This window comes from Nocardia mangyaensis, assembly GCF_001886715.1.
Classification (GTDB): domain Bacteria; phylum Actinomycetota; class Actinomycetes; order Mycobacteriales; family Mycobacteriaceae; genus Nocardia; species Nocardia mangyaensis.
Window position 1 is genome coordinate 5,480,583 of record NZ_CP018082.1, and the last position, 25,636, is coordinate 5,506,218.

The following is a 25,636-nucleotide window of genomic DNA, read 5'->3' on the forward strand; positions in this document are numbered from 1 at the left end:
CCGACGCCGGGTCGGGGACGGCACGGAGCGGCCGGGCCGACACCGCGGCGCGTGGCGATCGTCGGTCACGCACACCCCGCACCTCCGAAGCACGGCACCCACTGGCAACAGCAGGTCGGCGGGCACATCGACCGCGGCGCGCTCGGCCGGCGCCATGACGCGGCGACCTTCCGCGCGGTCGGCCGGGTGCACTCGCGGGGCGTGGTGACGCGATGACCAATGCACTGTGGGTGGTGATTCCCGCCTTCGACGAGGAGCACGGCATCGGTGCGACACTGGCTGCCCTTGCCGCACAACGGGATACCGACTTCGCCGTCGTCGTGGTCGACAACAACTCGTCGGACCGCACCGTCGAGGTCGTCCGTACCTTCGCTGCCGAGCATCCGGTGCCGCCGATCGCGGTGATCACCGAGCAGCAGAAGGGCACCGGGGCCGCCGCCGACACCGGTATGCGACACGCCATCACCCAGGGCGCCACGTGGGTGGCGCGCACCGACGCGGACTGCCTGCCCGCGCCGGAATGGACGCAGCGGATCAAGGCGGGCTTCGACTCGGGGCTGCGGCTGGTGAGCGGGCAGTTGATTCCGCGGACCGACGAAGGGGTTTCGTGGCTCGACCGCACCATCATCCGGGTCGCATTGGAGGTGGCGTCGATCTTCGGGAAGGTGCGCTCGGGCAATCGGGGCCCGAAGTATCTGGGACCCTATGTGATGACGCCGGGCTGCAATATGGCGATCACGGCCGAGCTCTATCTCGCCGCAGGGGGTTTCCCGCGCACGGCCATCGAGGATCTGCACGAGGACCGTGCGCTGGTCAACGCGGTGCGCACGATCACCACCGACTACGGGTTGCGCAGGGATGTGCGCGTATACGGGTCGAATCGCCGGGTCCGCGCCTGGGGCATTCGTAAGACACTGGCCTGGTATGCCGATCACCGGTACCGACCCGAGGTGGTCGATATCCGGTGAGTTCGCCACTACCGTTGCCACTGACGCCGACCGCCTTGCCCAGGTCAGTACCGAGGGTGTCCATCGAGCCACCCGGATGATCGCGGCCACCATCACCACCATCCCGCCGATGGCGATTCGTGACTGTCGTGGCGGTGACCACACAGTCGGTCGGATCGCCGACTTCCGAGGAGCCAGCCGATGAGCCCCGATTTCCTGGATCGCCTCGCCGCACAGGCCGACCGTATCCCGGATGCCTCGGCCCTCGGCACGGTCGGCAAGCGCGCGCTCACCTATCGCGAACTGGTCGACACGATCGGCCGGGTCGCGCACAACCTCGCCCAGGCCGGATTACGGCCGGGCGATCGGATGCTGTTCTCCATCCGGCCGAGTGTGTCCTCGGTGACCTTGATCTTCGGGGCGATCGCGGCGGGCGCGACGATCGTCTTCGTCGATCCCGGAGTCGGCCCCGAGTTGTTCGCCAAGCGGATCGGATTGGTCGAACCGGCTTGGGCGGCAACAGAATCCTTGCTCTACACCGTGAGCGGGCCCCTGGCAGCCTTCGGTCGCAGGCGCGGGTTGGCGCTGCCCCGGTTCGGCGCGCTCGATGTGCGCCACATCCACAGTGGCGTGTGGATGCCGGGCACACCGTTCGGTTCGACTCCGTTGCGCCGGATCACCGGCGACGCCTCCAGGACCGACCTGGCACCGGCCGATCCGGATGCCGCGGCGCTGATCGTGTTCACCTCCGGGACCACCGACGAGCCGAAAGCCGTTGTACACACGCGTGCTTCGCTGAGCGCCGGCCTCACCGCGATGGGCGGCCGGACCAGCCTGGCCCCCGGCGCCTTCCTGCACACCGAGCAACTCATGATGGGCTTACCAGCGCTGATGACCGGCGCGCGCTGGGCGATGCCGCGCTATCCGCGCTTCGGCACCCACATCGACCCCGTGCGATTCACCCGCAATCTGCGCAGTGCCACCCACGCCTTCTACACACCCGCCGATCTGGCCCTCGCCCTCGACGCGCTCGAATCCGGCGCGATCACGCCCCCGCCACATCTGCGCCAGGTCGCGCTGGGTGGCGCGCCGGTCACCACCGCCCTCCTGCGCCGAGCCCGTCAATCGTTGCCCGACACCGAGTTCCTCGCCATCTACGGAATGACCGAGATCCTGCCGGTGGCCGTCGCGACCGACACCGCCAAGCTCGCCCACGACGGTGACCTGCTCGGCGCACCCGTGCGCGGGGTCGTGGCCCGCGTCGCCGACGACGGCGAACTCGTCCTGGCCGGCCCGAACCTGTGCCGCGGCTACCTCGGCGCCGAACCCCTCACCGAGGTCGCCACCGGCGACCTGGCCCGCTGGGACGACGGCCAGTTGGTCCTCACCGGCCGCAAGAAGGACATGATGATCCGCGGCAAGACCAACATCTACCCCGGCCTCTACGAACCGGTGATCACCGCCATCGACGGCGTCCGCGAGGCGATCATGGTCGGCATCCCCGACGAGATCGGCGACGAAGCCATCGTCCTCGCCGTAGTAGCCGCTCCCGACGCCGGCGACATCGCCGCCCGCCTGCGCACCAGCCTCCCCCACCTCATCGACACCACCGCCCTCCCCGACGAGATCGTCGTCCTCGACCACATCCCGGTCACCGGCCGCACCAACAAACCCGACCGCAACGCCTTGCGCGAACTGCTCGCCCAGCGCCGACGGGCTTCGTAGCATTCTGTACACGGTGTAGCGCGCGAGTACACTGTCGACCATGAAGCAGATCGCGCAACGCGACCTTCGCAACGACAGCGGAAGAGTGCTCGCCGCGGTCGAAGCGGGCGAGAGCTTCATCATCACCCGCAACGGCAATCCCGTGGCCAAACTGGAGCCGCTCGTCCGCCGGACCTTCGTGCCCGTGGCCGAACTCGCGCGGACCAGCGCACGGCTCCCGCATGTCGATTACGCCCAGTGGCGGGCCGATCTGGATGCCATGATCGACCAGGAAATGCCCGACCGTGAGTGATTCCGCCGTGCCGCTGTACATCCTCCTGGACACGTCGGTTCTGATCGACTACGCCGAGATACACGCGAGTCTGCCTGACGACGCCGATGCCGCGATCAGCGCCGTGAGCCTCGCCGAACTCGCCGCCGGGATCCACGCAACGAAGGACCCGGTACGGCAGGCGCAGCGTCAACTTCAGTTCCAGTGGGTGGTTCGATCGTTCGATCCGCTCGCTTTCGATGCCGAGACAGCGCACGTGTATGGCTCGCTGGCCCTGCTGGTCGAACAGGTCGGTCGAAAGCCGCGCGGTCGCGTGGCCAACCTGCAGATCGCGGCGACCGCCGTCCAACACGCGCTGCCGCTCTACACCCGCAATCCGGACGACTTCAAGGGGCTGGGTCCGCTACTCGACGTCGTGTCCGTGTAAGCGAGGGCGTGCACGTCAGTGCCGCGTGGTCACGGGATGCGAGATTCCGCGCGCCAGGGGTGCGACGGTGTGGTCGGCCAGGGTTTCGATGGTGGCGTGCTCGAGCACGGTGTCGACGTAGCAGAAGGTGATCGACAGGGTGGCGTCGAGGGTGGCCACGGCGACTGTCAGGGCGCTGGCGCAGGGGTTGGTCCCTGCGACTGTGAGGGCCGAGATATGGAGGGGCTCTGGGGTTTCGGGCTGAGTGAGGCGGCCGAGGTTGCTCATGGTGACATTCCAGGGGGCGCGGCGGTCGATGAGTTCGATGGTGCGCCTGCCGGATTCGAGGGTGCGGGGGCAGCCGTAGCGGATCGCGGCCAGAGCGGAGAGATCGGCGCCGCGGGTCAAGCGCTGGGAGAGTTGCCCTTTCGCGGTTCGGGCAGCATCCCAGAGTGACTTTTCGGGTCCGTAGGGGACGAAAGTGGGGACAACGGCGGTGAACATGCCGGGTTCGTCGTCGTCCGGAGCGGGGTGCAGTCGCGAGCGTAGGTCCACCGGTATGCCGATACCGGCGACACCGGAGCGCCGCGGGCGGGCGAGGTCGCCGAGGGCACCCGCCAGTGCGGCGGCGAGGGCGGCGTTGACGGTGACGCCTTCCTGCTGGCAGCGGGCGCGCAGGGCGGCGAGCTGCGCGCCCTCGATGGTGCGAATCACTGTGCGGGTGCGGCGAATCGCAAGCGGTGGCAGGACGCCGGGGAGTTTGGTGGCGCGTCGGATGACGGCGGTGAGCTGCCCGGCCAGGTTGGCGCGCAGGCAGCGCAACAGCCCGGTGTGCGCGGCCGGGATCAGATCGTCGGGAGCGGGGATCGGTGGGCGCGAGGTCGCCGGAGGCTCTTCGCCGAAGGCACAGGCGAGAATTCGCCAGCCGAGCGCCGTCATCGAGCGGCCGTCGAGCAGCACGTGGGACAGCACCAGGATCAGATCGTGGTGTTCCTCGCAAGTGCCTGGGCGCCAAGCGAGATCGATGAGCCGGCCCGACGCTGTCGACAGGTCGATCGGGGTGGCGAGCTGGTCGTCGAAGACGGTGTGCCACTCGTCGGGGTCGGTGACGATGCGGTGTAGGACCGGGAGGTGTGGGTCGGCCGAGGTCACGAAGCTCGGACCGTCGGTCACCACCGCGCGCAGCAGCGGAAACTCCGCGACCACCGCATTCGCGGCCTCCTCCAACCGATACGCCCCGATCGGCCCGCGCACCCGCAACCGAACCACACAGTTGGCGGGCGAGAGCTGGTCGATGAGCCAGAACCACCGCTGCGCCGCCGACAGCGGTCGCACGACCTCTTCGCCCATGGCCCGAGCGTAGGGCCTGACGACCCCGTCGCGTGCCCCAGTGACCGAGACGCCGGTCGCGCTCGCCACACTCCGTCGCGGGCAGAATCCTGTCCTCCGCATCTATCGTGCCGGTTACTACGTGCGTATTATGGACCTCATGGGTTTCGAGTGGCCTGATTGGGCGATCGCTCACCTGATCGGCATCGAACCCAGCGAGGTTCGGCAGGTCCTCGCAGCGTCACGACGGTGGCCACGCCCGGCCTTCGACGGCCAGGTGTCCGTCCTGACGGTGTGGGGGCGCACCACGGCGGGCCGCCCGCTGATCGTGGTCACACGACAGCGCGACGACTGGACGTGGGTGATCATCGGCGCCCGCGCGATGCGCGCCGAGGAACTGGCGCGATTCGAGCAGTGGGAAAGTGAGACCCGATCATGAGCGATCTTCCGTCCAGCAAAGAAGAACTCGCCGATTTCATGGATCGGCTGAGCTTCTCCGACACCCCCGCCGACGCCCCGCCACGCCTGCCCGCCAACGAAGACATCATGGTGACGACGTCGATCCGCCTCCCCCTCGGCCTGCATTCCCGCCTCAAGGAACTGGCGGACGAACGCCGAGTCGGCGTCTCCACGCTCCTGCGCGAATGGGCCGAAGCGGCGGTCGCCGAGATCGACGACGAAGACCAGATGATCTCGTTGGCCGAGGCCAAGCGCGCCCTGTCCCGAGTCCACCCGATTCATCGAGCCAGCTGAACCGGCCGTCATTTCGAATCGGTCCCGACCGTCCACAGCGAACTGATCGGACAGCCTGAGTGACGATCTGCCGAAGGGGTGGGTGACGATCTGCCGCCCGCCTCGCCCGGTGGAGACGTTTGTGGTCACGCTGCCTGCGCGATGGCTGCCGAGGTAGCAAAAGCCCAGATCAGTGCCCGGCAGATTGCGATCTGCCTGGAACCTGTCTTCCTCGTGGCGAGCGCGGCGGCGATCACCGTGCCTGCGCGTTCCTTGCGGGATTGCCGGAAACAGGGGAAGCGGTAGGCTCGGCTCGCCTGTGACGACGAGGAGCTGACCATGACCGCGGCGCATCCGGACGAGACGCATCGCATCACTGCCGAGGAATTCCTGGCGGCCGAGCCCGACTCGCTCAGTAGCACCTTCGGCGATTTCGAGGTCATTGACGGGCTCGTCGTGCGCGCGATGGCACAGAGTGAGGCACACAGTCGGGTGGTGCGTCGGCTGGCCGCTGCGCTCGAAGACGCACGCGACCCTGCCGGGCCTTGCTTGCGGATCGGGTCGGACGTGGCGGTGCGATTCGCGGATGCCGAGGAGGGATCTGCCGACCGCCGACTCAATGTCAGGTACCCCGACATCTTCGTGCGCGACTGTGAACCGTACGACGTCAACACCGTTCGTGACCACATCACGCTGGTCGCCGAAGTCGCCTCACGGGAGACGGTCGACAGCGACACCGGGGTGAAATACCAGCTCTACGCTCGCGCGGGCATCGCGGTCTACCTGATCGTGCACTTCGACAAGAGCTGGGAACTCATCGACCGAATCGAGGAGTACCGGCTCGACTGGTCCGGGATGCGGTACATGCCGCACCGAGTGCATCGCACGGCGCTGGTTCTGGACACTCCGGTCACGTTGGCCGTCACCCTCGACTCACTGCATCGTCCATAACACTCTCGGCGCCGTGCGGGTGCCGCCCACCGCGAACGGGTGGCGGCAGGCGGGGTCTCCGGCGCGGGACCGTCGTTGCGGCAGTGCCGCGGCCATGGCGGTCGCGATGGACTCGGCCCCGGCGCGCAGGTCAGCCCGCAGGTCCGGCGAGCCGCGCACGGGGAACGAGCGGTTGGACCAATCCGCTCCCCAGGTTGTCGCGGAGATCCCAGATTCTGGGGACGGGTACGCGGGTGACAGGGACTTCTGGATCGAGCTTTTCAGGGCGGCGACGGCTTGCGCGGCTCGGTTGACGTTTCCTGTTCGGGTGAAGTGGTGGATCACCGAGAGGACATCGATGGTCCAGTGCTGCGGGGCGATCCAGCGGTTGTCGGCTTCCAAGGCAGTGCGGCACTGATCGCCGAGGGGATCGGGGTTGAGTGTCCTGACGGCGGGCCTCGTCGCGGATGAGGTCGAACAGGAAGGCCTGCGGGGAGTGTCCGCGGCGCACATACCGGATGCGACGAAGGCCCCCGCGTCATGACGGGGGCCTTCGGTGGAGTTACTCAGCGGCGGCGCTTGCCGCCCTTGCCCTTGGCGTCGGAGCGGGCGGCTTCGCGGCGCGAGCGGCGGGTGCCGTTGGGCTGCTGGCCGCCGTATTCCTGGGCGTCGGAATGGGATTGGGCGCGGCCGTCCTCGGCGGGGCCGGAGTAGTTCAGGCCCTTGGGGGCGGACTCGTCGATGCCCTTGGCGCGCAGCGCGGGCGGAGCCTGGGGAGCAGGTGGGGCGGCGTCCTGGGGGCGGGTGCCGACGGGGGAACGGAGGTTCTTGTCGACGGAGACGCCCTCGGGCTGAGGAGCCGCGGGCTGCTGGACCTCGACCTGGAGGTTGAACAGAAAGCCGACGGACTCTTCCTTGAGGCCTTCCAGCATGGCGGCGAACATGTCGAAGCCCTCGCGCTGGTATTCGACCAGGGGGTCGCGCTGGGCCATCGCGCGCAGGCCGATGCCCTCCTTGAGGTAGTCCATCTCGTAGAGGTGCTCGCGCCACTTGCGGTCCAGGACCGAGAGCAGGACCTGGCGTTCCAGGTTGCGCATGGCGCCCTCGCCGGCCAGGCCGTCGATCTCCTGCTCGCGCTTCTCGTAGGCGGTGTGCGCGTCGTCGAGCAGGGCCTGGCGCAGTTCGTCGCGGGTGAGTTCGCCCGCGTCACCGGTGACGGTTTCGCCGGCGAGTTCCTTGTGGTCCAGGCTCACCGGGTACAGCGTCTTGAGCGCGGTCCACAGCTTGTCCAGGTCCCAGTCCTCGACGTAGCCCTCGACGGTGGCACCGTCGACATAGGCGGTGGTCACGTCGGTGATCATGTTCTGGACCTGACCCTCCATGTCCTCGCCACGCAGGATCCGGTTGCGCTCGCCGTAGATGACGGTGCGCTGCTGGTTCATCACCTCGTCGTACTTCAAGACGTTCTTGCGGATCTCGAAGTTCTGCTGCTCGACCTGGGTCTGGGCGCTCTTGATGGCCTTGGAGACCATCTTGGCCTCGATCGGCACATCGTCGGGCAGGTTGAGCCGGGTCATGATCGACTCCAGCGCGGCACCGTTGAAGCGGCGCATCAGCTCGTCACCGAGGGACAGGTAGAAGCGGGACTCGCCCGGGTCACCCTGACGGCCGGAGCGGCCACGCAACTGGTTGTCGATACGACGCGATTCGTGGCGCTCGGTGCCCAGCACGTAGAGGCCACCGGCCTCGCGCACCTTCTCGGCGTCGTCCTCGGTCTGCTTCTTGACCTGCTCGAGCGCGGAATGCCAGGCGGCCTCGTACTCGTCGGGGGTGTTCACCGGGTCGAGGCCCTGCTTGCGCAGCAGGATGTCGGCGATGATGTCGGCGTTGCCACCGAGCACGATATCGGTACCACGACCGGCCATGTTGGTGGCGACGGTGACCGCGCCGGGCCGACCGGCCTCGGCGATGATCTGGGCTTCCTGCTCGTGGAACTTCGCGTTCAGCACCGAGTGCGCCACACCGCGCTTGGTGAACTGCTTGGACAGGTACTCCGAGCGCTCGACGCTGGTGGTACCGATCAGGACCGGCTGACCCTTCTCGTGCCGCTCCACCACGTCGTCGACGACCGCGTTGAACTTGGCCTCTTCGGACTTGTAGATGAGGTCGGCCTGGTCCTTGCGGACCATCGGCTTGTTCGTCGGGATCGGGACCACGCCGAGGTTGTAGATCGAGTGCAGCTCGGCGGCCTCGGTCTCGGCGGTACCGGTCATGCCGGAGAGCTTGTCGTAGAGGCGGAAGTAGTTCTGCAGGGTGATCGTGGCCAGCGTCTGGTTCTCCGGCTGGATCTCGACCTTCTCCTTGGCCTCGATCGCCTGGTGCATGCCCTCGTTGTAGCGGCGCCCGACCAAGATGCGGCCGGTGAACTCGTCGACGATGATCACATCGCCGTCGCGCACGATGTAGTCCTTGTCGCGCTGGTAGAGCTCCTTGGCCTTGATGGCGTTGTTCAGGTAGCTGACCAGCGGGGAGTTCGCGGCCTCGTAGAGATTGTCGATGCCGAGCTGGTCCTCGACGAACTCCACGCCCGCCTCGTGCACGCCGATGGTGCGCTTCTTGATGTCGACCTCGTAGTGCAGGTCCTTCTTCAGCAGCGGCGCGATGCGCGCGAACTCGGCGTACCACTTGGACGAGGCGTCGGCCGGGCCCGAGATGATCAGCGGGGTGCGGGCCTCGTCGATGAGAATGGAGTCGACCTCGTCGACCACGGCGAAGTTGTGCCCGCGCTGGACGAGATCGTCCAGCGAGTGGGTCATGTTGTCGCGCAGGTAGTCGAAGCCGAATTCGTTGTTCGTGCCGTAGGTGATGTCGGCGGCGTAGGCCACACGACGCTCGGCCGGGGTCATACCGCCGAGGATCACGCCGACCTCGAGGCCGAGGAAGCGGTGCACGCGGCCCATCCACTCGGCGTCGCGCTTGGCGAGGTAGTCGTTGACGGTGACCACGTGCACGCCGTCGCCGGAGATCGCGTTGAGGTAGGCCGGCAGCACACAGGTCAGGGTCTTGCCCTCACCGGTCTTCATCTCCGAGATGTTGCCCAGGTGCAGCGACGCGCCACCCATGATCTGCACCTTGTAGTGCTTCTGGTTCAGCACGCGCCAGGACGCCTCACGCGCCACCGCGAACGCCTCGAGCAGCAGGTCGTCGAGGGTCTCACCCTCGGCGTGGCGCTGCCGGAACTCGTCGGTCTTGGCGCGCAGCTCCTCGTCGGTGAGCAGCTCGATCTCGTCACCGACCGCGATGACCTCGTCGGCGAGGTTCGAGAGCCGCTTGACCATGCGGCCTTCACCAATCCGTAGCAACCTCGTCAGTGTCAGCGCAGGCACGGGTCTCGTCAGTCCTCTGGTCGGAGTTTTTCGGCTAGTCAGCCACGGTGTAGTGGGCGTTGTGGGCCATCGTAGTCCGCAGACCACCGTACCCGGCGGCGTGTACCCGTGCCCGGTGTACCGGGGGCTCGTATCGGCCCAGGTCACGGCGTCCGATGAGCGCCCTTGCCCGGCACCGCGATCCACCTACGTTGACGTAGGATGTCCAACGTGCCCGATCTGCGCCATACGGCACCGGAAGGAGCTTCGGAGCGCGTGATCACGAGACTGACGCCGCAGGACGCGTCGTTCTATCGGCTCGAGTCGAGCAGCAACCCGATCCACATCGGCTCTCTCGCGATCCTCCAGAACACCTCCCCCGATGCCACGGGCCAGGTCCTGGATTACGAACGCCTCATCGACCTGGTCGAATCCCGGCTGCCGCTGGTGCCGCGCTACCGCCGCAAGGTGCGCGAGATCCCGCTGGCGCTGGGCCGGCCGGTGTGGGTCGAGGACAGCCGATTCGACATCAGCTATCACATCCGCCGCTCCGCGCTGCCCGGTCCCGGCAGCGACGAACAGCTCTACGACCTGGTCGCCCGGCTCGCCTCGCGTCCACTGGATCAGGGCAGGCCGCTGTGGGAGATGTATCTGATCGAGGGGCTGGCCGACGGCCGCAGCGCGGTGTTCACCAAGTCGCACTCCGCACTCGTCGACGGTGACACCGCGCTCGAGATCGGGCACGTGATCCTCGACAACAGCCCGCTGCCGCGGGAACTGGCCGACGACGCGTGGCGCGCGCCGCGCGAACCCAGCGATGTGGAGTTGCTCGCCGGGGCACTCTCGCAACTGGCCGCCCAACCCGGCGAGGCCTACGAGGTCGTGCGCGACGCGGGATCGAACGCGTTCGGGGTGGTGCGCGGCACCCGGATGGCGGTCAGAGCCGCGGCCAACGCCGTGCGCGCGGCGACCTCGGGCGCACCCGACAGCCCGCTCAACGCGCGCACCTCCCGCAGCCGCCGCTTCGATGTGGTCCGCACCGACCTCGAGGACTACCGCACGATCCGGCGCCACTTCGACTGCTCCATCAACGACACGGTGCTGGCCGTGGTCACCGGCGCGCTGCGCAACTGGCTGCTCTCGCGCAACGAGGCGCTGGTCGAGTCGACGAATCTGCGCGCGGTGGTGCCGATGTCGGTCTACGTCGACGGCGACAACCAGCTGACCCCGGCCAGCGAGGTGTCCTCGTTCCTGATCGACCTGCCGGTCGGCGAACCGAACCCGACGATGCGCCTGTCCCACATCTCGCACGCCACCGAGGCCACCGCCCGGCAGCGGCGCGGGGTGCGGGCGCGCACGCTGGTCCATCTGGCCGGATTCGCCCCGGCCAGCCTGCACGCCATGAGTGTGCGGGCGGCGAGTACCTTCGCCGACAACACGTTCAATCTGGTGATCACCAACGCGCCGGGACCACAGACCGCGATGTACATCGGCGGAGCGCGGATGCTGGAGATGTATCCGGTCTCGCCGCTGCTGCGCAACCAGACCTTGAGTTTCGGGCTCACCTCGTACGACGGTCAGGTCTTCTACGGACTCAACGCCGACCGAGACGCCATGGCCGATATCGACGTCCTCGCGGCGTCGGTGCACGAATCGATGGAGGAGTTGCTCGGTGCCTGTCTCTGAGAACGGCAAGTTGCGGGTCTACATCCCGGCGACGATCCCGATCCTGCGTCAGTTGGTCGAGGACCGGGAGTTCTTCCCGCTCGGCGCGACCGCCTTCGCCGTGACCCCCGCCCTGCGCGAGGCCTACGCCGCGGGCGACGACGACGAGCTCGCCGAGGTGGCGATGCAGGAGGCGGCCCGTGCCTCGATGCGCCTGATCGCCGCCGAACGCGACGGACTCGACGACACCACCGCCGACGACGAGGGCGCTGCCGCGAACCCGGGCAGCCCGGTGTACCGGCGCGCGGTGGTCGCCGCCGATGTCATCGGCGCGAAGCTGCGGCCCGACCTCGACGACGCCGTGGTGAAGCTCGCCGGGCCGATCGGCTACGACCAGGTGGCGTCGGTGCACGTCGACCTGGCCGAGGCCGAACCGCAGGTCGCCAAGGCGGTCGACGTGATCGACGCCGCCGACCTCGGCGATCCCGATGCCGAGTTCGTCCTCGGTGACGCCGAGGACCACCAGCTGGCCTGGTACGCCACCCAGGAGCTGTCTTTCCTGCTCGATCTCCTGTGATATGGCGGCTGGTGCCGCGGTTCTCGGCCCTGTTCCCCGACTCTTCCCTCCCTCCGGGCACTCCTTCGTCGCACCCTCCACTCAGTCCAGAGCCGGGCGGGCCGAGAACATGGCATATGACAACTCGCGCTCAACCTACGATGCCGTAACCTGAGGTGCGAGCGAGCCACCCCACGGTGGCACGGATGCACAACAGGGAGTAACGGCACAGATGGTCCTGAACAAGTTCCGGGAATGGCTCGAAGCACCGGCCGCCGAGGTCGGCGATCGCGGCGGCAAGCTCAATGTGCTGCGTGGCGCGGTCGCCCGGGTGACCACGCCCCTGCTGCCGGACGACTACCTGCACCTGGCCAACCCGCTGTGGTCGGCACGTGAGCTGCGCGGGCGCATCGTCGAGGTGCAGAAGGAGACCGCCGACTCGGCCACACTGGTGATCAAGCCGGGCTGGGGCTTCGACTTCAAGTACCGGCCGGGCCAGTACATCGGCATCGGCATCCTGATCGACGGCCGCTGGAACTGGCGCTCCTACTCGCTGACCTGCCCGCCGGACTGGACCGGCGAAGGCGGCAAGCGGCTGATCTCGATCGCGGTGAAGGCGATGCCCGAGGGCAAGCTCTCCAGCCATCTCGTCAACGGGGTCGCCGCCGGGACCATCGTGCGCCTGGCCGCGCCGCAGGGCGGGTTCGTGCTCCCCGAGCCGCCACCGGCGAAGGTGCTCTTCCTCACCGCGGGCAGCGGGATCACCCCGGTGATGTCGATGCTGCGCACCATGGACCGCCGCGACGGCGTCACCGACGTGGTGCACGTGCACTCCGCGCCCACCGACGCCGATGTCATGTTCGGCGCCGAACTGCGTGACCTGCACGACCGGCACCCGAGCTTCGTCTCGCACCTGCAGCTCACCGACTCCCACGGCCTGTTCTCCCTCGACAGCCTCGACGAGCTCTACCCGGACTGGCGCGAACGCGAGACCTGGGCCTGTGGACCCGCGGGCATGCTCGACGCGATCGAACAGCATTGGAAGAGTGCGGGTGTCGCCGACAAGCTGCACATCGAACGCTTCGAGGTCGAACGCTCGGCGGTCGGCGAAGGCGGCACCGTCACCTTCGGCACGACCGGCCGCACCCTCACCGTCGACGGCGCCACCAGCCTGCTCGAGGCCGGTGAGTCGGTGGGCGTGCAACTGCCCTTCGGCTGCCGGATGGGCATCTGCCAGACCTGCGTGGTGACGCTGTCGGCGGGACACGCCCGCGACCTGCGCAACGGTGACGAGCGTCAACCGGGCGACAAAGTGCAGACCTGTATCTCCGCGGCGGCAGGCGACTGCACACTCGACATCTGAACGGCCCGCCCGTGCCGGCCAGCAGGTACTCTCGGAGTAATGCATCGGTCGGATAACGACTGACAAGTGGCTGGTCCAGGTCTACCGAACCGCGCCGCCAACAAACAGAGAGGACCCCGGTGGCGATCACCGATATCCAGGGCTACACCCATCTGACCGCAGCCGACATCGAAACACTGGGGAAAGAACTCGATTCGATCCGCCGTTCGGTCGAGACCTCGCGCGGTGAACGTGACGCGCGCTACATCCGGCGCACCATCGCCGCCCAGCGCTGCCTCGAGGTCGCGGGCCGGGCGGTGCTGTTCGGCAGCCGCAACCGCTGGGCCTGGCTGGGCGGCACCGCGCTGCTCTCGGTGGCCAAGATCATCGAGAACATGGAGCTCGGGCACAACGTGAGCCACGGGCAGTGGGATTGGATGAACGATCCCGAGATCCACTCCACCAGTTGGGAGTGGGACATGACCGGGCCCTCGGCGCAGTGGCGGCGCGCGCACAACTATTCGCACCACACCTACACCAATGTCCTCGGCAAAGACGAGGACCTGGGTTTCGGCATCCTGCGGATGACGCGCGACGAGGCATGGCGCCCCGTGCATCTGGCACAGCCCGCGGCGAATCTGCTGCTGGCGGCCACCTTCGAGTGGGGTATCGCGCTGCACGATCTCGGCATCGAGAAGGAGCTCGCCGGGATTCCGGACAAGAAGCTCACCTCGCCGCCGGACCTGGAGTTCGCCCGCAAGGTCAGCCGTCAGGTGGCCAAGGACTTCGTGCTCTACCCGGCGCTGACCGGTCCGGCGTGGAAGTCGACGCTCAAGGCCAACGCGACCGCCAACCTGGTGCGCAACCTGTGGGCGTACGCGGTGATCTTCTGCGGGCACTTCCCCGACGGCGCGGAGAAGTTCACCATCGAGCAGCTCGACGGGGAGACCCAGGGCGAGTGGTACCTGCGCCAGATGCTCGGCAGCGCCAATTTCAAGGCCGGTCCGGTCATGGCGTTCATGAGCGGCAACCTCTGCTACCAGATCGAGCACCACCTTTTCCCGGATCTGCCGAGCAACCGGTACTCCGAGGTCGCGGTGCGCGTGCGTGAGCTGTGCGACAAGTACGACCTGCCCTACACCACCGGCTCACTGGGCAAGCAGTACCTGCTCGCCTTCCGGACCATCCACAAGCTGGCACTGCCGGACCGCTTCCTCAAGCGGACCTCCGACGACGCGCCCGAGACGTCCTCGGAACGCAAATTCAGCGACATCTCGCTGCCCGAGCGGCTGCGGGTCGACCCGGAGACGGGTAAGCGATTCGGTCTGCGCTCGGCGCTGCAGGACGCGAAGGCGTCGCTGCAGGAGAAGGCGCGGCACGAGAAGGAAGTGCTGCGCGAGGCCAAGGTGGCCCTGAAGGCGCGCGCCCGGCAGGAGAAGGCGGCGCTGCGCGAGGCCAAGCGGGCACTGGGCGAGCGCGCGACCCATGAGCGCGAGGTCCTGCAAGACAAAGCCGCCCGCCGCTGGGGCCGACGCGTCGCTAGATAACATCTCCATCTCGATTTCGCAATAGGACCTATCACACAATCCGGGCTCGAATTCACCAACCTACGCTCTCGTAACTTACGGTACTGTAACCGCCATGGCGATCTCGGATGTCAAGGAATACGCGCACCTCACCGCCGCGGATGTCGAAGCTCTCGGTGCGGAGTTCGACGCGATCCGCCGGGAAATCGAATCCGCACGGGGCGAGTCGGATGCCCGCTACATCCGCAACGTCATCCGTTTACAGCGCGCACTGGAGATCAGCGGCCGCACCGTGCTGTTCGCCAGCTTCCTGCCCCCGGCCTGGCTGGCCGGCGTTGCCCTGCTCGGCACCGCCAAGATCATCGAGAACATGGAGATCGGGCACAACGTCATGCACGGGCAGTGGGACTGGATGAACGATCCGGAAATCCACTCCACCTCGTGGGAATGGGACAACGCGGGCCCCTCGGCGCACTGGAAGATCACCCACAACTTCCTGCACCACAAGTACACCAACGTGCTCGGCATGGACGACGACATCGGCTACGGCCTGCTGCGCGTCACCCGTGACCAGCGCTGGATGCCGTTCTACCTGGGCAACCCGATCTACAACTTCCTGCTGCAGGCGCTGTTCGAGTACGGCGTCGCGATCCAGCACCTCGAACTGGGCAAGGTCGCGAAGAAGAAGTGGGACAAGGACTCTCCCGAGTGGAAGCAGTTCGACGCCGACCGCAAGCTGGTGCTCCAGAAGATCGGCAAGCAGGCCGCCAAGGACTACGTGGTCTTCCCCCTGCTGACCGGTCCGTCGTTCTTCACCACCCTCACGGCCAACTTCGCCGCCAATGTGGTGCGCAATGTGTGGACCAACGCGGTGATCTTCTGCGGACACTTCCCCGACGGTGCCGAGAAGTTCACCAAGGAGGACATCGCGAACGAGACCAAGGGCGAGTGGTACCTGCGCCAGATGCTGGGCAGCGCCAACATCACCGGCGGCCCAGTCATGCATTTCATGACCGGCAACCTCAGCCACCAGATCGAGCACCACCTGTTCCCCGATCTGCCGAGCAACCACTACGCCGACATCGCGGTGCGGGTGCGCGAGCTGGCCGACAAGTACGACCTGCCCTACACCACCGGCTCGCTGCCGGTGCAGTATTTCAAGTCCTGGCGCACGATCCTGAAGCTGGCGCTGCCCAACAAGTACCTGCGCCACACCAGCGACGATGCCCCCGAGACCAAGTCCGAGCGGCTTTTCGGCGGCAACACCGTCGCCACCATCGACCCGGCCACCGGTCGGCGTCAGGGCCTGCGGACCGCGCTGGCAGCGGGACGTCGCCGTGGCGTGCGCACCGCAGTGTCCGCTGGGCGGACCCTGGTCCGCCGCTGAGGAAACCCGCGGGTCTGGTTCACTGGTCGGCGTGAGTACCGACCAGTTGAGCGTTTACGACGCGATCCGCCTGCGTCGTGATGTGCGCGCCGAGTTCACCGGCGAACTCGTCGACGACCAGACCCTGTGGCGAATCCTGGCGGCGGCCCATCGCGCGCCCAGCGTCGGCAATTCGCAGCCGTGGGATTTCGTGGTGATCCGATCCGCGGACACGCTGCGCCGATTCGCCGAGCATGTCGCGGACAAGCGCGACGAGTTCGCCGCCGCGCTGCCCACCGATCGGGCCGCGACCTTCGCCCCGATCAAGATCGAGGGGATCGTCGAGAGCGGCACCGGCGTGGTGGTCACCCATGACGATCGCCGTGGTGGCCCGCAGGTGCTCGGGCGGGCGAGCGTGCCCGAGACCGGGGTGTACTCGACGGTGCTGGCGATCCAGAACCTGTGGCTCGCCGCGACCGCGGAGGGTATCGGCGTGGGGTGGGTGTCGTTCTACGAGCCCGAGGTCCTGAGCGAGCTGGTCGGGCTGCCCGCCGGGATCAAGCCGGTGGCCTGGCTGTGCGTGGGTCCTGTGCGCGAATTCCAGCAGGTGCCCGACCTGGAACGGTTCGGATGGCGGGCCGGGCGCTCCCTCGACGAGGCTGTGCACCGCGAGACCTTCGGCGGCTGAAACGAGATCCGGGCACCCGCTGCTGGCGGATGCCCGGATGTTTCGACGGGGTCAGGCCAATCGGATCAGGCCGTAGTCGAAGGCGTGTCTGCGGTAGACCACCGAGGGACGGTCGGTCTCGCGATCGTGGAACAGGAAGAAGTCGTGGCCGACGAGTTCCATCTGGTAGAGGGCATCGTCGACTGACATCGGGGTAGCGGTGTGCACCTTGGTGCGCACGATGTGGCCGGGACCGCTCTCGTCGGGTTCCTCGGCATGCTGATGCGCGGCGCCGTTGGGCGGGGCGAACAGTGAGTCGTCCACCAGGGTGGCGGTCGCCTGGGCGACGGAGACGGGGGTCTTCTCGCCGTAGTGCACGACGCGCCGCTTGTCCTTGGCTCGGCGCAGCCTGCTCTCGATCTTCTGGGTGGCCGACTCGAACGCGGCGTAGAAACTGTCGGCGCACGCCTCGGCACGCACGATGGGTCCCCGGCCACGCGCGGTGATCTCCACACGCTGACAGGCCTTGCGTTGACGACGGTTGCGTTCGTGGAAGAGCTCCACATCGAAGAGAAAGATCGACGGATCGAAGCGCTCGAGTCGAGCGAGCTTCTCCGACACGTAGATTCGATAGTGGTCAGGGATTTCGACATTGCGACCGGACACCACCACTTCGGCGTGTGTGGTCTCGGTCGAGTCGTCGGCACTGTCCACCAGGGCCGAAGGGTCAGCGTCTCGCACTGATGCCCGTGAAGAAGTCGTCACGCGTACCTCCCGGATATGGCCGCACGCTGCGAAGCGAGTGCGGCGGGATTGAGCTGTGCCGATCGGGAATCGCTCGGCACCAGATGTCCGCGGCGCCACCTCCCAAACTCGTGTTCGGTGTGTGATCGCGACGCTAGTCCGCCACGGGCAAGTCCGCCACTGTTCACGCAAATTTCGCGCCGTCAAGCCGCACAGGTCACCAAAACGGCTCTCGCCGGTACACCGATCCGACCAAGAACCCGCACCGATTCGCATGCGGTCGCCCCGGTCGTGAGCACATCGTCGACCAGGACCACCTCGACTTTCGCGCCGATTCCGGCCCGCGCCAGCACCGCCTCGTCGACCATGACCTTGTCGCGCAGATTGTGTGCACGCTGCCACGTCGTCAGGCCCACCGAATCGCGCACGCCACGCGCGAGCCGCAGCAGCGGGACGGTCCGGCAATCGATCAGCCACCCGGCCGCGCACCGGGCGGCGCGGGCCACCGGGTCACCGCCGCGGCGCCGCGCGGCCGCCGCTCTGGTCGGGGCGGGCACGAGCACCAGGGGGCGGTCTGGGGCCCGTAGCCGGGCCAGCGCCAGCGCCGATGCCAGGCCGAGCGGTTCGGCCAGGTCGCGCCTACCGTGTTCCTTGGCGGCCAGTACCGCGCGTCGACCCGGACCGGCGTAGGGACCGAGCGCCCAGCACGGCACGCCGGGGTCGGCGCGGGGATGGATCCGTACCGGAGGTCGCGCGAGCTCGGCCGCACACGCGACACACCACGGCTGCCCGGCCAGGCCACACCCGCCGCACCGGTCGGGCAACATCAGATCGAGCAGTGCCGTCATAGCGAGCGAGTATGGCAGTGGGTACCGACAGGCTCAGCTCGGCAGGACCGGGACGACCTGTTCCCCCGTCAACCCGGGCACCTCACGCCAGAAGCGGTCGTTGCGCGACGGGTCGGCGGTCTGCAGTTGCAGGACAGCGCGAGAATCGGCGACGTACTGGGTGGCCGGCGCCGCGGTGACCACCCGGACCGGCGGGGTGAGATTCTGGGGAGTGACCGGGGTGAACTGCGAACCGTCGATCGACACGGTGAAGACCGGGTCGACATTGCCCTCCCGCGCCACCATGAGGGTGTCGCCGGTCGCCCAGCTCAGCGACACCGCACTGGTACTCAGGCCGAGCGCGACCGGCAGCGGCGAGGTGAGCGCGTACCGGCCGTCGGGACGGCGCTCGATCACCGCGACATAGACCTTGCCGTCGGCGATCAGGGCCGCGCGCACCCCGGTGCGCGAGACCGCCAGCTCGCTGATCTCGGGATCGGTGGAACCGAAGGCCTCGAACAGCGCGGTGGTGTCGACGTCCTGTACCGAGACGTTGCCGGTGGCGCGGTCGGTGACCGCCCGGATCACCTGATCACCGTTGAGCACGGTCCAGGCCGCGCCGCCGTCGGGTGTCCACGAGGGCCGGGCGATGGTGGCGCCCTCGGCGACCGGGAACGCCCTGGCGCCGTAGTTGCCGATCAGCAGTGACCGCGCCGGTTCCGGGTCGGCCCGGCCGGTGTCGGCGACCGCGGCCACGAACTGACCGTCGGCGGAGATGCCGACCGACTGCAGATTGGTCGCCTCGCCGAAGGACCCGCTCGGGGTGACGATGCCGTCCGGGGTGACCTGGACCAGCGTGCCGTTGCGCAGCGCGTGCAGGCCGACCCGGTTCTGGCCCGGCGCCGAGGCGCTGTACTGGTCCAGATCGGCGACCGACCAGCCGTTGGCCGCGTACCGCTCGTCGAGCGGTTTGCCGTCGGCGAGCAGCACGTACGGGCCGAGGATGTCGGCGCCGGACAGCGTCATCACCACCTGCGCGGCGACCAGTTCGCGCTCGCGCTGGCCGAACCCGCCGAGCCCGGCGAAGTCGATGCGCACCCCGCCGATCCCGATCCCGACCTCGCCCGGTTCGTTGTTGGCCTTGGTGATCGGCTCGCGCACGGTGACCGGCGGGGCCAACTGATTGCGGACCACCGGCGCGATCGCCGATTGCGGGCCCTGCCCGAGCATGGTGATCAGCCGCTCGGTGAGCTGGCCGCGTGGCACCGAGACCCAGCGCGGATCCGGCACCAGCAGGGAACTGTCCGGGTCGACGTAGTACAGGACGTGGCGACGGTAGGACTTGTCGAAGGCGTTCGCGTCCATGACGACGCCCGAGGGCAGCGAAGTGATCCGCCATTCACCGTCGATCTTGCTCATCTCGATCTTGTTCTCCAGCGTGCCCTCGGTGGCGCGGTAGCCCCCGTCGCCGGCGAGCTCACCGACCTTGCGGGCGCGGATCACGTAGCTGGCCTTGTCCGCCGAGCGCGACTCGCGCAGGGTGTCGGGCCGGTCGACGATGGTGGTGCTCGCCTCGTCGTTCCAGCTGCCCGCGGTCTCGGCCGTCAAGTACTGGCGGGCGGCGGCGTGCCGGTCGGTCGGGTCGGCGCTGGCGGTGAGGAAATCGCTGACCAGCAGGTCGGGATCGCGACCCGACAGCGGCGGCGGTGGGCCTGCCGAGGTGGGCGCCCGGTTGATCGTGCCCAGTGCCTGGGGGGCCGAGGACTCCGGCAGACTGGCGCATCCGGTGAGGACGAGCAGACCGGTCAGGATGGCCGCGAGCAGTGCCACGCTGTGCCGTCCCGTGCGATCACCACGCGCCATCGTCATGTCTGTCGGTCTCCGGTCTCGGTGGGCATCGGCTGGTCGTCGTCCGCGCCGCTCGCGGTGTCACCGCGACCGTTGGTCGCGGCCAGGTCGCCGGTGCGCTCGGCCGGTGTGCTGTCCTGGGGTGTGTGCTCCGGCGCCGTGGGCTCCGTGGCGTCGGGATCGTCGGCCGATTCGGCGGCGGGCAGCTCGATGACGGCCGGCTCGACCGATTCGGATTCCGGCAACGCCGGTACCTTGCGCAGCATCGGTTCCAGCGCGAGCGGGCTCTGCCCGAGCTTACGGCCACGCACCATCGGCAGCAGCAATCGGAAGCTGGCGCCGATGCCGGGATCACCCCAGGCCTCGAGCCTGCCCTCGTGCAGGTTCGCGTCCTCGACGCTGATCGACAGGCCGAGCCCGGTCCCGCCGGAGCGACGCACCCGCGAGGGGTCCGAGCGCCAGAACCGGTTGAACACCAGCTTCTCCTCGCCCGGCCGCAGCCCGACGCCCTGATCGCGCACCACCGTGGCGACCGCGTTGGCCTCGGCGTCGCCACGCATCCGGATCAGCACCGGCTTGCCCTCGCTGTGGTCGATGGCGTTGGCGAGCAGATTGCGCAGCACCCGTTCGACGCGCCGCGGGTCGACCTCGGCGACCACCGGCTCCTCCGGCAGATCGATGACCACCTCGACCCCGGCATCCTTGGCCAGGTGGCGCACGGTGGAGATCGCGGCCCGCGCGCACATCCGCACGTCCAGCGACTCCACCTGCAGCTCGGCCACGCCGGCGTCGTGGCGCGAGATCTCGAGCAGATCGTTCAGCAGACCCTCGAACCGGTCCAGTTCGTTGACCAGCAATTCCGAACTGCGGGCCAGCGCCGGGTCGAGATCGTCGCTGGAGCCGTGGATGAGATCGGCGGCCATGCGCACGGTCGTCAGCGGAGTACGCAGCTCATGGCTGACATCGGAGGTGAAGCGGCGCTGCAGATTGCCGAATTCCTCGAGCTGGGTGATCTGGTTCGAGAGGCTCTCGGCCATCTCGTTGAACGCCTGCGCCAGGCGGGCCATGTCGTCCTCGCCGCGCACGAGCATGCGTTCCTTGAGCCGGCCGTCGGCGAATCGACCCGCGATCCGCGCGGCCGACCGAATCGGCAGCACCACCTGCCTGGTGACCAGTGCGGTGATCGCGGCGAGCAGCACCAGCAGCACCACGCCGCCGATGAGCATCGTGCCGCGCATCAGCGACAGGCTCGACTCCTCGCTGGCCAGCGGGAAGATCAGGTAGATCTCCAGGGTCGCGACCTCGGCGCTCGGGCTGCCGATGATCAGCGCGCGGCCGCGGTAGCCATCCGGGTCGGCGACGGTGGTGAACTGGTAGGAGACCTGATTGCGCTGGACGAAGCGGCGCAGTTCCTGGGGCACCTGCGAGATAGGGCCGGTGGTGAGCTCCTGGGGCGGGGTGCCGCCCACCATCGCCAGCGCCGAGTCGAAGCTGCCCGCGGCGCCGCTGGACTGGCCGGTGCCGCCGCGGCTGGACAGCGCGCTGCGCGCGTCGGCGAGCCGCTGCTGCTGACTGCTCGCGTCGTGCACGCCGGCGAGCCGGTTCTCGACCGTGCTGCGGGCACGATCCATCTCCTCGACCGCCGCGTTGATCTTGGCTTCGAGGAGCCGGTCGGTGATCTGACCGGTCAGCACGACCCCGAGGATCGTGATCACGATGAGCGAGAGGGTCAGCGTGGACACGATGACCCGCAGCTGCAGCGACCGGCGCCACAGGTGGCCCAGTGCGGTCCCCACGGCCTGGAACCAGGCCAGTACGGGGGCCGCCCATCGCCGCAGCTGCGCGATGAACCGATCGGTCACCGCGGCGCCTCGCAGCGACCGATCACGGCGGTCCGGCCTTGTAGCCGACCCCGCGGACGGTCAGCACGATCTCCGGGTTCTCCGGGTCCTTCTCGACCTTGGCGCGTAGTCGCTGCACGTGCACGTTGACCAGGCGGGTGTCGGCGGCGTGCCGGTAGCCCCAGACCTGTTCGAGCAGCACCTCGCGGGTGAACACCTGACGCGGCTTGCGCGCGAGCGCGACCAGCAGGTCGAACTCCAGCGGGGTCAGCGAGATCTGCGTACCGCCGCGGGTCACCTTGTGCGCGGGCACGTCGATGACGATGTCGGCGATGGAGAGCAGCTCGGCGGGCTCGTCCTCGGTGCGGCGCAGGCGCGCGCGCACGCGGGCGACGAGTTCCTTGGGCTTGAACGGCTTGACGATGTAATCGTCCGCGCCGGACTCCAGACCGAGCACCACGTCGACCGTGTCGGTCTTGGCGGTGAGCATCACGATCGGGACGCCGGAATCGGCCCGTAGCACGCGGCACACATCGATGCCGTTCATGCCGGGCAGCATCAGGTCCAGCAACACCAGGTCGGGGCGGATCTCCCGCACCGCCGACAGGGCCTGCGTGCCATCGCCGACCACGTGCGGGTCGAACCCTTCCCCGCGCAAGACGATGGTCAGCATCTCAGCGAGTGCCATATCGTCGTCGACGACCAGAATCTTGGGCTTCATAGTCCTATGTTGTCATCTCCCAGGCCAGGATCGGGCCGCCACGCCATTAATGGTGCGAACCCGTCGCGTATCCAACCTCATCCGGCATGAATTTCCGTACAGAGGGTGAGTAGCGCTGGTCTATCGTCATCGGATCGGTATGTCCACCACCGGCCGAACCAGTCGCGGTCGGCCAGCTCACGATAGACCTCCCCCGTGCGCCGCTGCAGACCGCCGTCCCGTTCGTAGGCATCCAGCGCTCGCGTACCGTCGAGTTCGCCACGGCGCCGGGCACGTTCGGCCGCGACCTCGGCGGGAATGTCGAGCAGCACGGTCAGCTCCGGGACGGGCAGGGCGAGCCTGCCGAATTCCAGATCACCCACCCAGGAGACGATTTCGCCGTCGGCATCCTGTTCGGCCCGCGCCGCCGAGTACGCGGCATTGGAGGCCACCCAGCGGTCCAGGATCACGATGTCGTTGGCGTCCAACGAATTCGACAGCTCGGCCGCGGCGTCGGCCCGGTCGAGGGCGAACATGATCGCCATGGCGTTGATCGAAGCGGCCAGGTCGCCGTGGGCGCCGCGCAGCGCTTCCGCCGCGAGATCGGCGTGGATCGAATGCCCGTATTGCGGAAAGGCCAGGCTGTCGGCCCGCAGCCCTTTGCCCGACAGTTCGGCGATCACCCCGTCGATCAGCGTCCGTTTACCGGCACCGTCGAGGCCTTCCACCGCAATCAACACGCCCATATCGCGTGAGGCTACCGGCGCGTGTCACGCGGTGTCGGCCCACCCCCCAAGCAATACCGGTCCGGTCGGGTAGAGCGCCCACGCCGGCCGGACCGGCCATGGGGCCCCCAACGTTCGTGGCTACCGGGATTCGGAGACGACTGACATGGTCATTGGCGAACCAACACGATCACCACGCACTCCGAGGGCATCATCGCCCCGGGGACCGCGTCGAATCAGGAGTCACCATGCATCGCAAGTCACTGCGCACCGCCGTTGCCGCCCTCACCGTCGGCTTCGCCCTCCTGGGTGGCGCGGCTACGGCGGCCGCCGAGCCGTACTCGCCCGCTCCGGTTGCCGACTCCGGGAGCGGCGGCATCATCGTCTTGACGCTCGCCGGCCTGCTTCGTGAGCTCGGCCTCGCGACGGGAAGCATCGAGCCCTGCGACTACACCGAGTTCCCGTCCAACTGCGCCTACTGATTCCCGGCTGCCCGCGGCGACAGCTGAACGCCGCGCGACTGACGAACAGTGGCCCGTCGACCGATGTCGACGGGCCACTGTCGTTCAAGGATCAGTAGCGGTAGTGCTCGGGCTTGTACGGGCCCTCCACGTCCACGCCGATGTACTCGGCCTGGTCCTTGGTGAGCTTGGTCAACGTGCCACCGAGGGCCTCGACGTGGATCTTGGCGACCTTCTCGTCGAGGTGCTTGGGCAGACGGTAGACCTCGTTGTCGTAGTTCTCCGGCTTGGTCCACAGTTCGATCTGCGCGATGACCTGGTTGGAGAAGCTGTTCGACATGACGAACGAGGGGTGGCCGGTGGCGTTGCCCAGGTTCAGCAGGCGACCTTCGGAGAGCACGATGATCGCCTTGCCGGACTCGAAGGTCCACTCGTCGACCTGCGGCTTGATATTGATCCGGGTCGCGCCGCAACGCTCGAGGGCGGCCATGTCGATCTCGTTGTCGAAGTGGCCGATGTTGCCCAGGATCGAGTGATCCTTCATCGCCTTCATGTGGTCGAGGGTGATGATGTCCTTGTTGCCGGTCGAGGTGATGACGATGTCGGCGTCGCCGATCGCCTCCTCGACGGTGACCACGTCGTAGCCGTCCATCAGCGCCTGCAGCGCGTTGATCGGGTCGATCTCGGTGACCTGCACGCGCGCGCCCTGGCCGGCCAGCGACTCCGCGCAGCCCTTGCCGACGTCACCGTAACCGCAGATCAGCACCTTCTTGCCGCCGATGAGCACATCGGTGCCACGGTTGATGCCGTCGATGAGCGAGTGACGGGTGCCGTACTTGTTGTCGAACTTGGACTTGGTGACCGAGTCGTTGACGTTGATCGCCGGGAACACCAGCTCGCCCGCGGCGGCGAACTGGTACAGGCGCAACACGCCGGTGGTGGTCTCCTCGGTGACGCCCTTGACCGACTCGGCGATGGCGCTCCACTTGGTCTTGTCGGTCTCGAAGCGCTCGCGCAGCAGGTTCAAGAACACCGTGTACTCGGCGGAGTGCTCGTCCTCGTCGGGCGGGATCACCCCGGCCTTCTCGAACTGCGCGCCGCGCAGCACGAGCATGGTGGCGTCGCCACCGTCGTCGAGGATCATGTTGGCGGGTTCGCCGGGCCAGGTGAGCATCTGCTCGGCGGCCCACCAGTACTCCTCGAGCGTCTCGCCCTTCCAGGCGAAGACGGGGGTGCCCTTGGGCTCGTCGACGGTGCCGTGCGGGCCGACGACGATCGCGGCCGCGGCGTGGTCCTGGGTGGAGAAGATGTTGCACGAGGCCCAGCGCACCTGCGCGCCGAGGGCGACGAGTGTTTCGATCAGGACGGCGGTCTGCACCGTCATGTGCAGTGAACCGGAAATACGCGCGCCGGCCAGCGGCTGCACGTCGTGGTATTCGCGGCGCAGTGCCATCAGGCCGGGCATCTCGTGCTCGGCGAGGCGGATCTCCTTGCGGCCGAATTCGGCCAGCGAGAGATCTGCCACCTTGTAATCGATGCCGTTGCGGACGTCAGCGGTGAAGCCCGCAAGAGCGGACGACGCAGCGTGCGCGGGAAGTTCTGAGGTCGTCATCAGCCTCTCCTGGTAGTCAGTACCGAGGCAAGGCTACCGCCTGTGGGCGCG

At 67.9% G+C, this 25,636-nt stretch carries 25 protein-coding genes; 15 read left to right on the forward strand and 10 right to left on the reverse strand.

Annotation, left to right across the window (positions count from 1 at the left end; all coding sequences use genetic code 11):
- Nucleotides 1-51 precede the first annotated feature (51 nt).
- From BOX37_RS34320 to BOX37_RS24885, 5 genes are all read left to right on the forward strand, one after another.
- On the forward strand, nucleotides 52-216 hold the full coding sequence (locus BOX37_RS34320) for a hypothetical protein (protein ID WP_156910529.1): 165 nt from the start codon (nucleotides 52-54) through the stop codon (nucleotides 214-216).
- Entirely contained in the window at nucleotides 213-968 is a 756-nt protein-coding gene (locus tag BOX37_RS24870) for a glycosyltransferase (protein ID WP_071929742.1), read from the forward strand. Before BOX37_RS34320 ends, BOX37_RS24870 begins: the two co-directional genes overlap by 4 nt.
- Before the next feature lie 180 nt (nucleotides 969-1,148).
- The gene (locus tag BOX37_RS24875; RefSeq protein WP_071929743.1) at nucleotides 1,149-2,672 is read left to right on the forward strand and encodes a class I adenylate-forming enzyme family protein; all 1,524 of its coding nucleotides are present in this window, start codon (nucleotides 1,149-1,151) and stop codon (nucleotides 2,670-2,672) included.
- A gap of 40 nt (nucleotides 2,673-2,712) precedes the next feature.
- Nucleotides 2,713-2,964 carry a type II toxin-antitoxin system Phd/YefM family antitoxin gene (locus BOX37_RS24880; protein ID WP_084760073.1) on the forward strand — a complete coding sequence of 84 codons (252 nt, stop codon included), beginning with the start codon at nucleotides 2,713-2,715 and terminating at the stop codon, nucleotides 2,962-2,964.
- Complete coding sequence (locus BOX37_RS24885) at nucleotides 2,957-3,370, forward strand: type II toxin-antitoxin system VapC family toxin (RefSeq protein ID WP_071929745.1); 414 nt, start codon at nucleotides 2,957-2,959, stop codon at nucleotides 3,368-3,370. The genes BOX37_RS24880 and BOX37_RS24885 overlap by 8 nt, the downstream gene beginning before the upstream one ends.
- A 15-nt stretch (nucleotides 3,371-3,385) precedes the next feature.
- Here the strand turns inward: BOX37_RS24885 and BOX37_RS24890 are convergent, their stop codons facing one another.
- Complete coding sequence (locus BOX37_RS24890; protein ID WP_071929746.1) at nucleotides 3,386-4,699, reverse strand: phthiocerol/phthiodiolone dimycocerosyl transferase family protein; 1,314 nt, start codon at nucleotides 4,697-4,699, stop codon at nucleotides 3,386-3,388.
- A 139-nt stretch (nucleotides 4,700-4,838) separates the two neighbouring features.
- On the opposite strand from BOX37_RS24890, the gene BOX37_RS24895 reads away from it, so the two are divergent.
- The 3 genes from BOX37_RS24895 (at nucleotide 4,839) to BOX37_RS24905 (ending at nucleotide 6,361) form a co-directional block, all read left to right on the forward strand.
- A complete protein-coding gene (locus BOX37_RS24895) occupies nucleotides 4,839-5,117 on the forward strand; it encodes a hypothetical protein (RefSeq protein WP_071931859.1) in 279 nt (92 codons plus the stop codon).
- Nucleotides 5,114-5,431 (forward strand): hypothetical protein, encoded by a 318-nt coding sequence (locus BOX37_RS24900; RefSeq protein ID WP_084760075.1) that lies wholly within the window; start codon nucleotides 5,114-5,116, stop codon nucleotides 5,429-5,431. Before BOX37_RS24895 ends, BOX37_RS24900 begins: the two co-directional genes overlap by 4 nt.
- Nucleotides 5,432-5,749: 318 nt before the next feature.
- Nucleotides 5,750-6,361 carry a Uma2 family endonuclease gene (locus tag BOX37_RS24905; RefSeq protein WP_071929747.1) on the forward strand — a complete coding sequence of 204 codons (612 nt, stop codon included), beginning with the start codon at nucleotides 5,750-5,752 and terminating at the stop codon, nucleotides 6,359-6,361.
- Here the strand turns inward: BOX37_RS24905 and BOX37_RS34325 are convergent.
- Complete coding sequence (locus BOX37_RS34325; RefSeq protein WP_156910531.1) at nucleotides 6,344-6,742, reverse strand: hypothetical protein; 399 nt, start codon at nucleotides 6,740-6,742, stop codon at nucleotides 6,344-6,346. The two genes, BOX37_RS24905 and BOX37_RS34325, sit on opposite strands and share 18 nt — an antisense overlap.
- Nucleotides 6,743-6,906: 164 nt before the next feature.
- A complete protein-coding gene (gene secA / locus BOX37_RS24915) occupies nucleotides 6,907-9,726 on the reverse strand; it encodes a preprotein translocase subunit SecA (RefSeq protein ID WP_071929749.1) in 2,820 nt (939 codons plus the stop codon).
- 255 nt (nucleotides 9,727-9,981) lie between these two features.
- Between secA and BOX37_RS24920 the strand changes: the two genes are divergently transcribed.
- The 6 genes from BOX37_RS24920 to bluB all read left to right on the forward strand — a co-directional run bounded on the left by BOX37_RS24920 (nucleotide 9,982) and on the right by bluB (nucleotide 16,848).
- Nucleotides 9,982-11,391: a WS/DGAT/MGAT family O-acyltransferase gene (locus tag BOX37_RS24920; protein ID WP_071929750.1), complete on the forward strand. Its 1,410-nt coding sequence runs from the start codon at nucleotides 9,982-9,984 to the stop codon at nucleotides 11,389-11,391.
- 10 nt (nucleotides 11,392-11,401) lie between these two features.
- The gene (locus BOX37_RS24925) at nucleotides 11,402-11,947 is read left to right on the forward strand and encodes a DUF6912 family protein (RefSeq protein ID WP_071931860.1); all 546 of its coding nucleotides are present in this window, start codon (nucleotides 11,402-11,404) and stop codon (nucleotides 11,945-11,947) included.
- Between the two features lie 211 nt (nucleotides 11,948-12,158).
- Complete coding sequence (locus BOX37_RS24930) at nucleotides 12,159-13,289, forward strand: ferredoxin reductase (RefSeq protein WP_071929751.1); 1,131 nt, start codon at nucleotides 12,159-12,161, stop codon at nucleotides 13,287-13,289.
- A gap of 119 nt (nucleotides 13,290-13,408) precedes the next feature.
- Nucleotides 13,409-14,815: a fatty acid desaturase gene (locus tag BOX37_RS24935; protein ID WP_071929752.1), complete on the forward strand. Its 1,407-nt coding sequence runs from the start codon at nucleotides 13,409-13,411 to the stop codon at nucleotides 14,813-14,815.
- A gap of 94 nt (nucleotides 14,816-14,909) precedes the next feature.
- Nucleotides 14,910-16,181, forward strand: a complete 1,272-nt coding sequence (locus tag BOX37_RS24940) for a fatty acid desaturase family protein (RefSeq protein WP_071929753.1) — start codon at nucleotides 14,910-14,912, stop codon at nucleotides 16,179-16,181.
- Between the two features lie 31 nt (nucleotides 16,182-16,212).
- Entirely contained in the window at nucleotides 16,213-16,848 is a 636-nt protein-coding gene (gene bluB / locus BOX37_RS24945) for a 5,6-dimethylbenzimidazole synthase (protein WP_071929754.1), read from the forward strand.
- 51 nt (nucleotides 16,849-16,899) lie between these two features.
- On the opposite strand, the gene hpf is transcribed toward bluB, so the two are convergent.
- From hpf to BOX37_RS24975, 6 genes are all read right to left on the reverse strand, one after another.
- Nucleotides 16,900-17,592, reverse strand: coding sequence for a ribosome hibernation-promoting factor, HPF/YfiA family (hpf, locus tag BOX37_RS24950; protein WP_071929755.1), 693 nt, complete (start codon nucleotides 17,590-17,592; stop codon nucleotides 16,900-16,902).
- Between the two features lie 182 nt (nucleotides 17,593-17,774).
- Nucleotides 17,775-18,419, reverse strand: a complete 645-nt coding sequence (locus tag BOX37_RS24955) for a ComF family protein (protein ID WP_071929756.1) — start codon at nucleotides 18,417-18,419, stop codon at nucleotides 17,775-17,777.
- Between the two features lie 33 nt (nucleotides 18,420-18,452).
- Complete coding sequence (gene lpqB, locus BOX37_RS24960; protein WP_071929757.1) at nucleotides 18,453-20,267, reverse strand: MtrAB system accessory lipoprotein LpqB; 1,815 nt, start codon at nucleotides 20,265-20,267, stop codon at nucleotides 18,453-18,455.
- Nucleotides 20,264-22,060, reverse strand: a complete 1,797-nt coding sequence (gene mtrB, locus BOX37_RS24965; RefSeq protein ID WP_156910785.1) for an MtrAB system histidine kinase MtrB — start codon at nucleotides 22,058-22,060, stop codon at nucleotides 20,264-20,266. Before mtrB ends, lpqB begins: the two co-directional genes overlap by 4 nt.
- A 70-nt stretch (nucleotides 22,061-22,130) precedes the next feature.
- The gene (gene mtrA, locus BOX37_RS24970) at nucleotides 22,131-22,808 is read right to left on the reverse strand and encodes an MtrAB system response regulator MtrA (RefSeq protein ID WP_067491393.1); all 678 of its coding nucleotides are present in this window, start codon (nucleotides 22,806-22,808) and stop codon (nucleotides 22,131-22,133) included.
- 77 nt (nucleotides 22,809-22,885) lie between these two features.
- Nucleotides 22,886-23,533 carry a dTMP kinase gene (locus BOX37_RS24975; protein WP_071929759.1) on the reverse strand — a complete coding sequence of 216 codons (648 nt, stop codon included), beginning with the start codon at nucleotides 23,531-23,533 and terminating at the stop codon, nucleotides 22,886-22,888.
- Nucleotides 23,534-23,760: 227 nt separating this feature from the next.
- Here BOX37_RS24975 and BOX37_RS24980 point away from each other — a divergent pair, with 227 nt between their 5' ends.
- Complete coding sequence (locus BOX37_RS24980; protein WP_071929760.1) at nucleotides 23,761-23,994, forward strand: hypothetical protein; 234 nt, start codon at nucleotides 23,761-23,763, stop codon at nucleotides 23,992-23,994.
- Between the two features lie 91 nt (nucleotides 23,995-24,085).
- Here BOX37_RS24980 and ahcY read toward each other — a convergent pair whose 3' ends face one another.
- Nucleotides 24,086-25,585 (reverse strand): adenosylhomocysteinase, encoded by a 1,500-nt coding sequence (ahcY, locus tag BOX37_RS24985; protein ID WP_071929761.1) that lies wholly within the window; start codon nucleotides 25,583-25,585, stop codon nucleotides 24,086-24,088.
- Between the last annotated feature and the right edge of the window lie 51 nt (nucleotides 25,586-25,636).